Source organism: Methylobacterium sp. AC832 (assembly GCF_979256025.1).
This window is the reverse complement of sequence record NZ_CEEDMV010000008.1, coordinates 26,450-40,108: the sequence shown is the minus strand read 5'-3', so window position 1 is coordinate 40,108 and position 13,659 is coordinate 26,450. Positions and strand designations below refer to the sequence as shown.

Below are 13,659 nucleotides of genomic sequence, written 5' to 3'. Positions count from 1 at the left end.
TCTCAGCCCTGCCGCTGCGCCTGGGTCACCGCGACATGGATGAGTTCGGCCAGCGTTCGCACGCCGAGCTTCTGGCGCATCTGCGAGCAGGCGTTGGTGACGGTCTTGTAGCTCACCGACAGGTCGCTCGCGATGACGCCATAGGACTTGCCCTGGGCCAGCCGAGTGAGGATCTGCTGCTCGCGCGGGGTCAATTGCGATTCCGGCGTACGGCGCGGGTCGGTGCGCAGCATAGCGACCTCGGTGGCGAGGCGACGGTCGAGATAGACCTGGCCGGAACGGACCTTCTCGAAGGCTTCGTACAATTCCACCGATGCATGGTCCTTCAGCACGTAGCCCAGCGCCCCGGCCTCCAGCGCCCGCGATACGATCACCGGATCGTTGTGCATGCTGAAGACCAGGATGCGAATGCCGGGCGAGGCGCTGCGCATCCGGCGAATGAGATCGAGACCCGCGAGCCCGCTGCCCTGGAAGGTCAGGTCGCAGATCACCATCGAGGGGCGCAGGCGGAAGAACAGGCGGTAGCCCGCCACCGTGCTGGTCGCCTCGGCGATCCGCTCGATACCGGCGTCTTCGAGGACGCGACGGCAGCCCTGGAGGACGATCGGATGATCGTCGATCACGAGGACGGGCGCTTGGGTCGATGTCGGTGTGAACGCGTTCATACGGAAACGATCGGGCTCGTGTCCTCGGTCCGCTCGGGATCGAGCGGTATCACTATTCGGACAACCGTCCCCGGCGCCGCGTTGTCAAGGTGAAATGTGCCACTGAGCGCTTCGACGCGCTCTCGCATCCCCGACAAACCGATTCCACCGCGGAAACCTCCGTCGAGATCGGACGTGCGTTTCTCCGCCAGCCCGGTGCCGTCGTCGCGGATCTCCACCCGCAACGCTTCGGAGGCGTGGCTCTCGCTCACCTCTGCCGTCACATGGCGCGCTTCCCCATGCCGGACTGCGTTGGTCATGCTCTCCTGGATGCAGCGGAAGACGGTGAGGTCGACGAGGTCGCCGTAGCCGCGGGCGAGATCGGTGAAGCGGCCTTCGAACACCGTCTCGGAATGGCGGCTGCGAAAATTCCGCAGGAGAAGTTGCAGGCACTCGGCCAGCGGCACCTGACCCAGGGCATGGGGGCGCAGGCGATTCAGGAGGTCACGGTTCAGCCCCTGCACCTGCCCGACGATGGCGCTGATCTCGTCGGCGCGGGCGGTGAGCTTGGCCCGGTCCGGCTGGCTTTCGGCCTGCGCCATCCGCGTCACCGAGGCGGCATTGGCCTCCAGCGCGAAGAGGCAGGGGCCGAACTCGTCGTGGAGTTCCAGCGCGGTGCGCCGCCGCTCGTCGTCCTGCGCCGTGAGAAGCTGCCGGTTGAGGCGGCCATTGGCGGCGCGGGCTTCGGAGAGCGCCTCCGCGACGCTGTTGAAGCGCTCGGCGATGATGGCGAGTTCGCGCGAGGCGGGCGGATCGAGCCGCACCGTGTAATCGTGCCGCTCGAGCTGGGTCAGGCCGTCCGCCAGCTGCGTCAGGGGAGCGAGGACGCGGCCGAAGGCAATGTAGAGGGCGCCGAGAAGCCCGAGATTGAGGCAGAGGCTCGCGAGCGAGAGGGAGACCGTGTAGCCCCAGACCTCGTCGATCTCGTCGAGGGGTTCGGTAGTGATGAGCGCGGTGCCGATCCGCTGGCCCTGCGCCACGATGGGCAACTCGTCGCGCTGTGGTGCCGGGGCGATCAGGGCGGCGAACCAGTGCGGAGCGAGATGGCTCTCGCGGCGCGCGCGGGGGTTGGCCAGGGCGACCTTACCGCCCTCGGCATCGAACACCGCGACGCGGACATGGCGGAGGTCCTGCACCCTTAATTCCAGCGTGCGCAGCAGGCTCGCGGGGGAAGCCGATTGCGCGAGGCCGATCGTGTCGGCCACGACCAGTTCGATATTGGCGAGGGTCGCCTGCATCTCGACCTGCACGGCCGAGCGGGCATTCACCACGATGAGGCTGAACGAGACCACGGCCGCCAGCAGATCGATGGCGAGGACGAGGACGACGAGGCGTGCCCGCGTCGGCAGGGAGGCCCAGCGCAGGCGCGGCGAGGCGCGCTTGGCCGGTTCCACGGGTTGAGGGCCGGGGGGAGATAGGGTCATCGTCGATCGTACCGGGATGGATCTAGTGCCGCGTTGTGCTTGTAGCGATAACCCATCCGCTGGGAATGCGCGCATGCGGGATGGGGCGCACAGCGCCCGTTTCACCCCGACGCCGCGACCATCTGAAAATGGCGCTCGGCCGCAAGTGCTCGACGGATACCGAGCGTTAAGCGCCAATCTTTATCCAGATACATGTGAGCGACGACACGGGCGTGACTGGCACGATGTCCGAGGACATCTTTGTGCCCGAATGTCGGCATCACGTCCGTCCCACGCCGTCGCGATTCCGTGACGGTCAAACATTTTTTCGACCATTGTTAGAGAACTCGCCCGATGATGCAGGTTGCCATCGACCCGAGCGAAAGGCGCGACGCTGGCTCCCGCAAGCCCGTCGCTGACAAGGTTGTTGCTGACAAGCCGGTCGCGGCCAGGCCGGTGAAGCCTGGGTCGAAGCTTGGGTCGAAGCCCGCCGCGCGCGGTCGCATGGTCGTTCTCGGAACGTTGGGTTGCGTCGCCGTGGCCGGCCTGTCCTACGCGGCCTATTCGGCGATGGGCAGCCTCGCCGGTCCGCAGGTGGTGCGGCCGAACCTCTACCAGATGCAGAAGGCGCAGGCCCTCCAGGCTAAAGCGGCCGATTGGCCCGACCTGCGCGACGGCGTGCCGGCCCTGGCCTCGGCCGCCGGATCACGCGCGCCGGTCCGGGAGACCGGTATTCAGCTCGTGGAGAGGCGTGCCCTCGTCGAGGAGCCGGTTACGGCCGAGGCGATGTCGAAGGTTCAAAGTCCCGCGCCGGTCGAAGCCACTGCCAAGGTCGAAGTACCCCCGAAGGTCGATACTCCCGTGACGCTGGCGGCGGCGACGCCCGCTCCCTCGATCGTCAAGGCCGAAGCGCCCCGTCCGAAGGCGCTGCCGCCGATCGAGCCGGTGAGCCTGGCGCTGCCGCCCAACGCACTCTCGCCCATCGTGCCGAACCGCGTCGCTTCGGTGATCGCCCCGAGTGCGGCCCAGACCATCCGCGCGCGCTCGGCCGCCACCAGCTTCGCGTCGCTTCCCCCCGAGCCGACCCGTACCGAGGCCGGTGCGGAAACGTCGAAGCCCAGCGCCAGCGTGGTCGTGAAGCCCGCCGCCAGCGTCGCCAAGCCGAGTGTGGCGGTGGCCAAGCCCAAGCCGGCCAAGCCCGCGAAGCCCGTGCAGGAAGCCAGCGCCGAACCCGCAGCGGCACCCGCAGCGGCACCGGAACCCGAACAGAGCGAAATCTTCGGCCTGAAAGTGCCGTCCCTCGCCCCGGCCGGTCGCAAGATCGCCGAGAGCGTGGAAGCCCTCGGCAACGCCGTGAAGAACCTGCCGAACCAGTTCTGATCGGCGACCGTAGACGCGCGCTGCGGACGCCGATGGCCAGTCCGGGGACTTACGTTTCGTCCCGTGGCGGGTGCCCGAACAGGGCCTTGTAGGCGCGGCTGAACGCGGCCTCCGACGTATAGCCGACCCGCAGCCCGATCTCGCCGACCCGTGCCTCACGCCTCGCCAGCATGTCCCGCGCGAGGCTGAGCCGCCACTCGTTCTGGTATCGCAGCGGCGAGCGTCCCACGAGTTCGGTGAACCGCTCGGCGAAGCCCGAGCGGGACATGCCGGCAAGGCCTGCCAATTCGTCGATACGCCAGGGCTGCATCGGCCGCTCGTGCATGGCCTTGAGCACGCGGGCGATGCGGGCATCGGAGAGACCGCTCAGCCAGCCGGACGAATGCCCGAGATGGACCCAGGTCCGCAGGGTACGAATCACGAGCAGATCGATGATCCGCGAGATCATCAGGGCCGCGCCGGGCTGCGGGTCGGTCGTCTCCCGCATCATGAAATGCACCATGCCGTCCAGCCATTCCGCCCCCTCTTCGTGTCGGATGTGGATGAGGTCCGGCAGGGCCGCGATCATGCCGCGAAGGCTGTAGGGGTCGAACCAGAACCGACAGACGATGACCGTCGCCGGCTCGGGTGACGCCACGAGCCGTGCCGCCCCGGGGCCGCGTGGCAGGAGCATGAGGTCACCGGTATCCAGCACGAGCGGTTGTCCGGCGCTTCCGCCGACCTGAAGCACACCTTCGGCGACGACGAGAACATGGGCCGCATCGACGTCCAGTTTCAGCGGTTCGCCGTGCGAAACGGTGCGGGCCTGGACCCGGTCACCGTTCAGCCGAATCTGGGCCAACACCAGCGACAGCAGATCCGCGTTCCCCGCGCCGGCGGAAACGATCTCCGGACGATCGGTCAAGTCTTTCGGCGGATCCGTCATGGCCGATGCGGGGTCCAAAAATTACACTTGCGGTCCTTGGAGACGTTTCCCCGCTGCGGCGATGGGCAAGGTCTCACGAGCATCGAGGATACCGCAAGGCCTTCAGCGCGCTGGCGCTACTTTGCCGATCCTCGGAGCGACAGGCATATGAGAAGGACATCGACGTGCCAGTTCCCGCCTCGACACAATGGCTGACAACCTATTATTTCGTCCGTGCCGGCATTGCCGCCGCCTGGGTCGCCGCAGCCGTGACCGTCGGACGAAGCGTATCCCCGGTCGCGGCGGCCCTTCTCGTGGCGTATCCCGCCTGGGATGCAGCGGCCAATCTCGTCGATGCGCAGCGCAGCGGTGGATGGAGAGCCAATCCCAGCCAGATCGTCAACGCCGCGATCAGCACCGTCACCGCCCTCGCGGTCGCCCTCTCACTCGGCCTCGGCCCCCACGCGGTCCTCGCGGAGTTCGGCTGCTGGGCCATTCTCTCCGGATTATTGCAGCTCGCCACCGGCATCCGGCGCTGGAACAGCGGTGCCCAATGGGCGATGGTTCTCAGCGGGGCGCAATCGTCGCTCGCGGGCCTCTTTTTCCTTGCGAAGGCGAACGACGTCGCAACGCCCGGCATCATGGACGTCGCGCCCTACGCCGCCTTCGGCGCCTTCTATTTCCTCGTCTCGGCCGTGTGGCTGGCGGTGGCACGGGCACGGCAAGCCTCGGTGGAGGGCACAGCGTGATGTCGGGATCGGCAATCATGGCCGGGTTCCATGCTCCGGCCTCCTCGCATCACGGTCGCGAGGCCGTGTTGCAGATGTGCGGGATCGAAACTGAAGGTGACGGCGCGATCGTCGAAGAAGAGGCGACCCGAACATGACGCGAATCCTGCCATGGCGTTTGGCATTCTGGGCGTGTCTTCTGGCGGCCGCCGCTGCGCTCGCCCATCCGATGGAGCGGGAAGGAGAGGTCATGAACGTCGACTGGCGAGCGGAGCCCCATGCCGGGATCGGCCGTCTGGTCTTCGGTCTCACGCCGGGGGAGGTCGCCGCCGCGGCGGCCCCGGTCTACGGCACCCCGACAGCGCTCATCCGAGGCGTGGATGCGGCGGCCGATACCGAAGGCCTGATCGCCGCGTTGGGACCATCTCTGTCGGCGGCCGACATCTCCGCGATGAGGCGAGCCGCCACCGATCTGGCGAGCCTGGACCGGCAGAACCTCGAGAAGGACCGCACGCCCATCCTACTGGAATATCGCAACGGCCGGTTGGATGGCGTCACGGTCGAAGCGCGTCATGCCGAGACGCATTTTCGGAACGAACGGATCTTCTCCCTCGATGCGCGGGAGGTGCTGCGCCTGTTCGAGCGGGCGAACGGTGCCCCCGGCCGGTTCCGGTCCACCGAAGCCGCCTTCGACAACCTCGCGGTCTCGCTTTTCTCGTTCAGCCGGGTCTCACCGGACGGCAAGGTCATGGTCTCGCGGGCCGACGACCCGGATTTCACCGAGCGCTCCGTCACCCTGCGCCGGACGCCTTACCGGCCCGCGAACGAAATGGATCAGTTCGTCACGGCGTCGTTCGAGTGACGGAGCGGTGTTGGCAGCGCCCTGCTCCCTCCGCGAGCCGCTATTGGAGGCAATCATTTTGCCGGATGCGCGGCTCTCCTCCCCCTTGTGGGGAGGAGTCGGAGGTGGGGGTGGTTGGGCGACCCTCAAGCTGCGGAGGCAAGCGGCGCCACCCCCACTCCTAACCTCTCCCCACAAGGGGGAGAGGAACGCGGTTCCTTTTAGCGCGGACGGCGCTGCGGCGGCTTCTTGCCGGCTTCGCGTTCGTGGCGGGCGGCGCGGGGGCTCTTGAAACCCTTCGGGCCCTCGGCCTCACGCTCGGGCTCGCCGCCGAGAAGCGCCTCGACCTGGATTTCCGGCGAGCCGTTCTTGGCGAAGGTGGCGGCGAAGCGCGAGGCGGCGCCGCCACGAATCTCGAACTTGGTCTCCCGGTCGAAGATGCGGATGGCGCCGATCTCCTGGCGGCCGATATTGCCGCGACGGGTCAGCATCGGCAGGAGGCGGCGCGGATCGGCATTGTCGCGACGGCCGAGATTGAGCCGGAACCAGACCGAGGGGCCTTCCGCATCGATCCGCGCCGAATCGGCCGGGTCGTAGACCTTGCGCTCCTTGCGCTCGGGGCCGGCGCCCGGATCGGTCACGTCCTCGGGCTCGGGCAGGCGGGCGCGGTAGATCTTGGCCAGAGCGGCGGCGAGTTCCTGCGGCGTGCGCTGGGCGAGCAGCGCCTCGCCCATGGCGAGGTCTTCCTCGGAGGGCGTCTCGGTGAAGAGCGGGTCCAGCCACATGCGCTCGCCATCGAGGCGGCGGATCTCGTCCGCCGTGGGCGGGGCGGCCCATTCGGCATTGACCTTGGCGATGGCCAGCATCTGCTCGGCGCGGCGGCGCTTGGAGGCCGGGATCAGCAGGACGCTGGTGCCCTTGCGGCCCGCGCGCCCCGTCCGGCCGGACCGGTGCTGCAGCACCTCGGCATCGTGGGGCAGGTCGGCATGGATGACGAGGCTCACCGTCGGCAGGTCGATGCCGCGTGCGGCGACGTCGGTGGCGACGCAGACCTTGGCGCGGCCGTCACGCAGGGCCTGGAGCGCGGCGTTGCGCTCGCCCTGGCCGAGCTCGCCCGACAGGGCGACCGCCGAGAAGCCGCGCTCGGTGAGCACCGCCTGGAGATGGCGGACGGCGTTGCGGGTGTTGCAGAAGACGATGGCGGTGGGCGCATCGGTGTAGCGCAGGGTGTTGACCACCACGTGCTCGATCTCGCGCGGCACCACCCGCACGGCGCGGTAGGTAATGTCGGTATGGCCGCGCTCCTGGCCCTTCACGGCGATGCGCAGGGCGTCGTTCTGGTAGCGCTCGGCCAGACTGGCGATCGCCTTCGGCAGGGTCGCGGAGAAGAGCAGGGTGCGCCGCTCCTTCGGGGTCACCGAGAGAATGAATTCGAGGTCGTCGCGAAAACCGAGATCGAGCATCTCGTCGGCCTCGTCGAGGACGGCGACGCGCAGGTTCTGGGTGGCGAGGTTGCGGCGCTCCAGATGGTCGCGCAGGCGGCCCGGCGTGCCGACGACGATATGGGCGCCCTCGGCGAGAGCCCGGCTCTCGCGGCGCGGGTCCATGCCGCCGACGCAGGCGATGACGCGCGCTCCGGTCTCGGCATAGAGCCATTCGAGCTCGCGCTGGACTTGAAGCGCGAGTTCGCGCGTCGGGGCGATGACGAGGGCCAGCGGCGGGCCGGGCGGATCGAGCCGCTCGGCATCGCCGAGGAGCGTGTCGGCGAAGGCGAGGCCATAGGCGACGGTCTTGCCGGAACCGGTCTGGGCCGAGACGAGGAGGTCGCGGCCCTGGGCCGCCGCCTCGATCACGGCACTCTGGACGGGGGTCGGGTCTTCGTAGTTGCGGGCCTCGAGCGCTCGGACGAGCGGGGCCGGCAGGGTAGGAAAGGGCACGGGGCAGAGGCCTTGCAGGCAGACAAGGCAAACCCTGCGGATTCGAGTCACCCTGAGTGGCGACGTCGCTGCATCCGGTCGTGGGTCCGGCCTCGTTCGGTTACGGAGCGTGTGCTTCTAGCCGCAATGCGGCGCTGACGCCACGCCCCATGCTGCAATGCTTCCAAGCGTGGTTTGCGTGCATCCCGTGGCGAGGGCACCGGGCGGGCCCTCCCATCCAAATCCTTACCGCGGCCAATGCGGGCACGATCGGTGAAGGCGGATCGCCCAAAACGACGTCCGACACGAAAGGGGGCCCCGACGGTTGCCCGTCGGGACCCCACATTGGTTTCGAGTTCAGCTGTGTAAGATCAGATGCTCGGTGCTCGTTCACACCGAGCATCGTTCATCATGCATGTCGAACGAGCCTAAGCCTGTCCGAAGACACGGATCGGATCAGCTCCAAGTAAACTCGTTGGTCAAATGGGCCATGGGCGTCTGGCCGTTCACTTCGGCCACGTCGATATTGGCGCCGATATTGCCCTCTCCCCAGACGATGTTGCCCGGATTTCCCGCATCTTGGTACGAGGAATTGGTCACCACCGTATTTTCGTTCACGCCCCAGAGCAGCGCGTTCGAAAGAGGATCTCCCCGTCCCTGATCCGACGCGATGTTGTCGAAGGAGCGCGTGAAGTCGAAGGTGTTGTTCTGGCCGTAATCCGCGAACGCGCCGTTGCCCATATGGATCGTATCGACGTTGCGGACGGTGCCGTTGTTCGACCCCTCGAAGATGACCCCCTGACCGCTCGGCGAATTGTTGCCGTCGATCACGCCGTTCGAGACGGTGACGTTGTCGCTGTAGTAGATCGAGATGTTGTCCTCGGTCCAAGCGACGTTCGGGTCGTTGTGGACGTAGAAGTTGTTGAGGCTGCTGTCCGGCGACTGGCCCATCTGCACGAGCTGTCCGCGGGGGAAGGGCCCGCGCATATCGTAGCCTTCGATGTTCTCCAGTTCCGCACCCGGCGAGTATTGGATGAGCACGCCCGTCGAGGTGTCGTGGAAGGTCGCGTTCGTCACGCTCAGGTCGTCGGCCTCGAAGGCCGAGATCCCGTAATGGTCCGGGGTCCGTTCGGCGCCCGTCTCGGGTGCGCCCTCGTTGAAGACCTCCACGTTCTGGATATCGACGTTGTCACCATCCATGACGCGGATGCCGGCGCCTTCCTCGGTGCCGCCGTTCCCATTGAAATGGATGCGGACATTCTCGACCGTCACATTGTCCACGCGATTGATGTCGATGCCGGGACCGCTATCGACGTAGATGTCCATGTCCCGAATGACATCGCCTTCCTGGGCGACGATCGTCCCGTCATGGCGCGTGAGAGGAGCGTTGCCGCCCTCGGTCGGGGGCTCGTCCACGGGTGCCGGCTCGGAGGGCTGCGCGACGACCGGGGGTTCTTCGGGCGTGGGCGTCGCTCCGATGTCGGGCACCACCACATCCGGCCCCTCGGGGATGGGATCCGGAGTGTCGACCTCGGGCACCGAACCCGAGAAGCCTTCGCTGAACGCGTTCGTGTAATGGGCCATGGGCGTCTGGCCGTTCACTTCGGTGACGTCGATGCCGGCGCCGATATTGCCCTCTCCCCAGACGATGTTGCCCGGATTTCCCGCATTCTGATACGAGGAATTGGTCACCACCGTATTCTCGTTCACGCCCCAGAGCAGCGCGTTCGAGAGAGGATTTCCCCGTCCCTGGTCCTCTGCGATGTTGTCGAAGGAGCGTGTGGAATCGAAGGTGTTGTTCTGGCCGTAATCCGCGAACGCGCCGTTGCCCATATGGATCGTATCGATGTTGCGGGCGGTGCCGTTGTTCGACCCCTCGAAGATGACCCCCTGACCGCTCGGCGAATTGTTGCCGTCGATCACGCCGTTCGAGACGGTGACGTTGTCGCTGTAGTAAACCGAGATGTTGTCCTCGGTCCAAGCGACCTTCGGATCGTTGTGGACGTAGAAGTTGTTGAGGCTGCTGTCCGGCGACTCGCCGAATTGTACGAGCTGTCCGCGAGGGAAGGGCCCGCGCATATCGTAGCCTTCGATGCCCTCGAGTGTGGCGCCCGGCGAGTATTGCACGAGGACGCCCGTCGAGGTGTCGTGGAACGTCGCGTTCATCACGCTCAGAGCCTCGGCCTCGAAGGCCGAAATCCCGTAATGGTCCGGGGTCCGCTCGGCGCCCGTCTCCGGTGCACCCTCGTTGAAGACCTCCACGTTCTGGATATCGACGTTGTTGCCCCGCATGATGCGGATGCCGGCGCCTTCCTCTGTGCCGCCGTTTCCATTGATATGGATGCGGACGTTCTCGACCGTCACATTGTTTACGTTGTCGATATCGATGCCGGGACCGCTATCGACATAGATGTCGAGGTTGCGAATGACATCGCCTTCCTTGGCAACGATCGTCCCATCGTGGCGTGTCAACGGAGCCGCGCTGGCGCGGGATGCGGATGTCGCCCCGGCGTCCGACTCCACTGCGACAGGAACGTCGGAGACGGGTTCCGTGCTGTCGATGACCGGAACCGTGCTCGAAACGCTGCCGTCGGCAAGTGCCGAAACGACGTCGGATATCGGGCTCGACCCCAGGCCCGTGTCGGAGGCGGAACGCGCGTCGTCGCACGATGCGACGTGATGTTGCGAATGCTGCATTCAATTTCCAGTTGTTTCTGCGGCCGGTCCTGATGCCGACCCTCTCAATCCGCTGCTGTTTTGGCCACGGATCCCCATGAGCATCGGCGTTGTTTGCCGACACTATTCCCAAGATTATTGTCGCACTGATGAGCGAATAATCGGATCGTACGAATTACCAGCCAGCACTAAGAAGAACTTCCTCTGTGCCAATTGGCAAATGTACAGATCGGTACACTTCAGTATTCTAGTTCTTTATTGTCACAACAAATCTTAGTGAGCAGATCTTGTTCAAAATGTGTCACGGATGATTTTCGATCATTGGCGCGAGGTTCGCCGGTCTCGCCTGAAAAGCGGGTCGTATGCCGGTGCGTGCATTGTGGCGGATGGTTACTACCGGACGGAAACGGGGCTCTCGCGCAGGATGCCGCTTCCCATCCGCCGAGGTCCCGGAACCCCTTGGTGCGCGACCGCCTGAGCCCGGCCCTTCGCAATCGCGACCATGGCGGCGGCTATGTGGCGTGGCGGATCTCGCCGAGGTGGCAGTGGCCGCGAATGCCAGTGACGGCGGGCTTTGCCGCCGTCCGCATTGGCGGATGCTACTTCGCTAAAGACCGAGATAGCCCCGATGCGCACTTTCTCGAAGAACGCGCGGCAGTGATGATGGTGGCGGTGCGCTCCCCATCGGAGCAGTCAAACGCAATCGCCTGGATAGCGTCGAACGATCGTTCATATCATCTCAGTGGAGACGATCCGATGATATACAATGTCCAGACATTGAGGGCGATCGCGGCCTATCTCGTTGTTGGCTTTCACTGCCAAATCTTGCTTTTCGGTGATCTGAAATATTCAATGGGGGCTTGGGGCGTCGATATATTCTTTGTGATAAGCGGGTTCGTGATGGCCTACACCACCGACGGCCGGAACGTGAGCCCACGTCAATTCATCGTCAAACGACTGGTTCGCGTTCTTCCCCTATACTGGTTCATGACAATCGCTGTCTTTCTCACGGCCCTATCGATGCCCTTTCTATTCCGCAGCGTCGATGCCGGGCCGGCGCAGCTGCTCATGTCGCTGGCGTTCATTCCGTTTGAGAAATCGAACGGTTTGATCCAGCCGGTATTGTTCCTCGGATGGACGCTCAATTACGAGATCTTCTTTTATTGCCTCTTTTGTCTGAGCCTGTACATTCAGACGGAATTAAATCGATACCTTTGTCTCAGCCTCACCATGGTCGCGCTTGTGATCCTCGGAGCGATGTTTCGCCCCGAGGATGCGCTCGGCCGGTTTTATACGGACCCGATCATACTCGAGTTCGTCGCAGGCATATGGATCTATTACATCGCGCGACACGTCGCGATTCTGACGAGCCTCTTCAACGTCCCGATGATCGGCACCTTGGGCCTCGCCAGTTTCGGTCTTTTATTGGCGGCAGAGTTTCTTTGGCCGACCGTTCCCCGCTTCATCGGCCTCGGTCTGCCTGCAGCTTCACTCGTCCTCGCCGCGATCTTGCTGGAGACCAAGGGCGTCGTCTCGAAAACCACCTTTGCCATAGAACAGGGCAACAGCAGCTACGCGCTATACCTGACGCATTTCCTGTCCTATCAACTCTGCGAGAAGATTGTCTTCAAAGCTTTCGATCCGGAGAGCCTCTATTTGAGATTGGCCGCATTCGTTAGTGCAGTGGCGCTCGCCGGAATTCTTGCCTGGATCGTGCATCGTCAGATCGAAATCCCTCTGACCCAAAGCGTCAGGGACGTGTTCACTGGCTTCTGGCGTCGATCTCCCGCCCGGCCGTAGCATTGGGTCGGCGGACCTGAATGGTCGGTCATTCCAACGGCCGGCTGGGGCCTTTCGAGAAGCCCCATCCCCGTCGTGACCCGGGACCTGCTAAGGGAGGCCCTGGTGCATGGGGCCAAAGAAGACTCTCAGGCAGGAACCTTAGATGGACGTGCTCGTCATCGGCGCAGGAATCGTCGGCCTCGCGGTGGCGCGGGCCCTCGGCCGGCGCGGGCATTCCGTCATCGTCGCCGAGGCCGAAGGGGCCATCGGGACCGGCGTGTCGTCGCGCAGTTCCGAAGTCATCCATGGCGGCATGTACTATCCCGCGGGCTCCTTGCGGGCGCGTCACTGCACGCGTGGCCGCCGGATGCTCTACGAGTTCTGCCGGAGCCACGGCGTGCCCCATGCGCGTCCGGGCAAGCTCATCGTCGCCACCTCCGAGCCCGAGCGGGCCGCCCTGGAGGGAATCGCCGAACGCGGCCGGGCCAATGGCGTCGAGGGCCTCGCCTTCATCGAGGGCCGGGAGGCCCGCGCCCTGGAGCCGAACCTCGCCTGCGTCGCGGCATTGCATTCGCCCGAGACCGGCATCGTCGACAGCCACGGCCTGATGCTCGCCCTGCAGGGGGATATCGAGGATGCCGGCGGGGCCATCGCCTTCCATAGTCAGGTCGGCGCGATCCGGCGCGAGTCCGGGGGCTGGCAAGTGGAGGTCTGTGGCGAGGCCTTGTCCTTCGACGCCGTCGTCAACGCCGCCGGCCTCGGCGCGCAGGCCGTGGCGCGGGCGGTCGAGCCCTATTCGGGCGAGCGCATCCCGAGGCAGGTCCTCGCCAAGGGCAGCTATTTCGGATGCCTCGGCCGTCCGGCCTTCTCGCGGCTGATCTATCCCGCGCCCATGGAAGGCGGGCTCGGCATCCATCTCACCCTCGACCTCGCCGGTCGGATGCGCTTCGGGCCGGATGTGGAGTGGGTTGACGCGCCGGACTACGCGGTCGATCCGGCCCGCACCGAAATCTTCGCCCATGCCATCCGGCGCTATTGGCCGGGACTGCCTAAGGATGCGCTGACGCCGGATTACGCCGGTATCCGCCCTAAACTCACCGGGCGGGGCGAGGCGGCGGCGGATTTCCTCATCGACGGGCCGGCCGAGCACGGCCTGCCGCACCTCGTCCACCTGTTCGGCATCGAGAGCCCCGGCCTCACATCGAGCCTGTCGCTGGCCGAGGAGGTGGCGGATCGGCTGGTCGGGGACGAGCCGTGAGGGCTGCCGGATTCCCACATCTCCCCGCTGGCTTTTCCTTCATCCGAGAGGGTTCAACCCGAAGCGC

General features: G+C 65.6%; 11 protein-coding genes. 6 read left to right on the top strand and 5 right to left on the bottom strand.

Translation table 11 applies throughout. From position 1 onward, the window contains the following. Window positions 1–2: 2 nt before the first annotated feature. Together AC0IXR_RS21190 and AC0IXR_RS21185 are read right to left on the bottom strand one after the other, a co-directional pair. The gene (locus AC0IXR_RS21190) at window positions 3–665 is read right to left on the bottom strand and encodes a response regulator (protein ID WP_056426034.1); all 663 of its coding nucleotides are present in this window, start codon (window positions 663–665) and stop codon (window positions 3–5) included. Continuing rightward, entirely contained in the window at window positions 662–2,128 is a 1,467-nt protein-coding gene (locus AC0IXR_RS21185; RefSeq protein ID WP_471762048.1) for an ATP-binding protein, read from the bottom strand. Before AC0IXR_RS21185 ends, AC0IXR_RS21190 begins: the two co-directional genes overlap by 4 nt. 333 nt (window positions 2,129–2,461) lie before the next feature. On the opposite strand from AC0IXR_RS21185, the gene AC0IXR_RS21180 reads away from it, so the two are divergent. Next, window positions 2,462–3,487, top strand: coding sequence for a hypothetical protein (locus AC0IXR_RS21180; RefSeq protein WP_471762047.1), 1,026 nt, complete (start codon window positions 2,462–2,464; stop codon window positions 3,485–3,487). A gap of 49 nt (window positions 3,488–3,536) precedes the next feature. On the opposite strand, the gene AC0IXR_RS21175 is transcribed toward AC0IXR_RS21180, so the two are convergent. Continuing rightward, window positions 3,537–4,412, bottom strand: a complete 876-nt coding sequence (locus AC0IXR_RS21175) for an AraC family transcriptional regulator (protein ID WP_471762046.1) — start codon at window positions 4,410–4,412, stop codon at window positions 3,537–3,539. 158 nt (window positions 4,413–4,570) lie between these two features. On the opposite strand from AC0IXR_RS21175, the gene AC0IXR_RS21170 reads away from it, so the two are divergent. Further along, a complete protein-coding gene (locus AC0IXR_RS21170; protein ID WP_471762148.1) occupies window positions 4,571–5,140 on the top strand; it encodes a DUF308 domain-containing protein in 570 nt (189 codons plus the stop codon). Between the two features lie 133 nt (window positions 5,141–5,273). Beyond that, window positions 5,274–5,981, top strand: a complete 708-nt coding sequence (locus AC0IXR_RS21165) for a hypothetical protein (RefSeq protein ID WP_471762044.1) — start codon at window positions 5,274–5,276, stop codon at window positions 5,979–5,981. A gap of 200 nt (window positions 5,982–6,181) precedes the next feature. Here AC0IXR_RS21165 and AC0IXR_RS21160 read toward each other — a convergent pair whose 3' ends face one another. Beyond that, the gene (locus AC0IXR_RS21160; RefSeq protein ID WP_471762042.1) at window positions 6,182–7,897 is read right to left on the bottom strand and encodes a DEAD/DEAH box helicase; all 1,716 of its coding nucleotides are present in this window, start codon (window positions 7,895–7,897) and stop codon (window positions 6,182–6,184) included. A gap of 435 nt (window positions 7,898–8,332) precedes the next feature. After that, on the bottom strand, window positions 8,333–10,348 hold the full coding sequence (locus tag AC0IXR_RS21155) for a right-handed parallel beta-helix repeat-containing protein (protein WP_471762040.1): 2,016 nt from the start codon (window positions 10,346–10,348) through the stop codon (window positions 8,333–8,335). 79 nt (window positions 10,349–10,427) lie between these two features. Here AC0IXR_RS21155 and AC0IXR_RS21150 point away from each other — a divergent pair, with 79 nt between their 5' ends. The 3 genes from AC0IXR_RS21150 to AC0IXR_RS21140 all read left to right on the top strand — a co-directional run bounded on the left by AC0IXR_RS21150 (window position 10,428) and on the right by AC0IXR_RS21140 (window position 13,592). Next, window positions 10,428–10,556, top strand: coding sequence for a hypothetical protein (locus tag AC0IXR_RS21150; protein WP_471762038.1), 129 nt, complete (start codon window positions 10,428–10,430; stop codon window positions 10,554–10,556). 458 nt (window positions 10,557–11,014) lie between these two features. Then, complete coding sequence (locus AC0IXR_RS21145; RefSeq protein ID WP_471762037.1) at window positions 11,015–12,352, top strand: acyltransferase family protein; 1,338 nt, start codon at window positions 11,015–11,017, stop codon at window positions 12,350–12,352. A gap of 145 nt (window positions 12,353–12,497) precedes the next feature. Then, window positions 12,498–13,592 (top strand): NAD(P)/FAD-dependent oxidoreductase, encoded by a 1,095-nt coding sequence (locus AC0IXR_RS21140; protein WP_471762035.1) that lies wholly within the window; start codon window positions 12,498–12,500, stop codon window positions 13,590–13,592. The last annotated feature ends 67 nt before the right edge of the window (window positions 13,593–13,659 follow it).

Coding starts and splice junctions, on each gene's coding strand:
- AC0IXR_RS21190 (WP_056426034.1), bottom strand. CDS start 665: ATGAACGCGTTCACACCGACATCGACCCAAGCGCCCGTCCTCGTGATC.
- AC0IXR_RS21185 (WP_471762048.1), bottom strand. CDS start 2,128: ATGACCCTATCTCCCCCCGGCCCTCAACCCGTGGAACCGGCCAAGCGC.
- AC0IXR_RS21180 (WP_471762047.1), top strand. CDS start 2,462: ATGATGCAGGTTGCCATCGACCCGAGCGAAAGGCGCGACGCTGGCTCC.
- AC0IXR_RS21175 (WP_471762046.1), bottom strand. CDS start 4,412: ATGACGGATCCGCCGAAAGACTTGACCGATCGTCCGGAGATCGTTTCC.
- AC0IXR_RS21165 (WP_471762044.1), top strand. CDS start 5,274: ATGACGCGAATCCTGCCATGGCGTTTGGCATTCTGGGCGTGTCTTCTG.
- AC0IXR_RS21140 (WP_471762035.1), top strand. CDS start 12,498: ATGGACGTGCTCGTCATCGGCGCAGGAATCGTCGGCCTCGCGGTGGCG.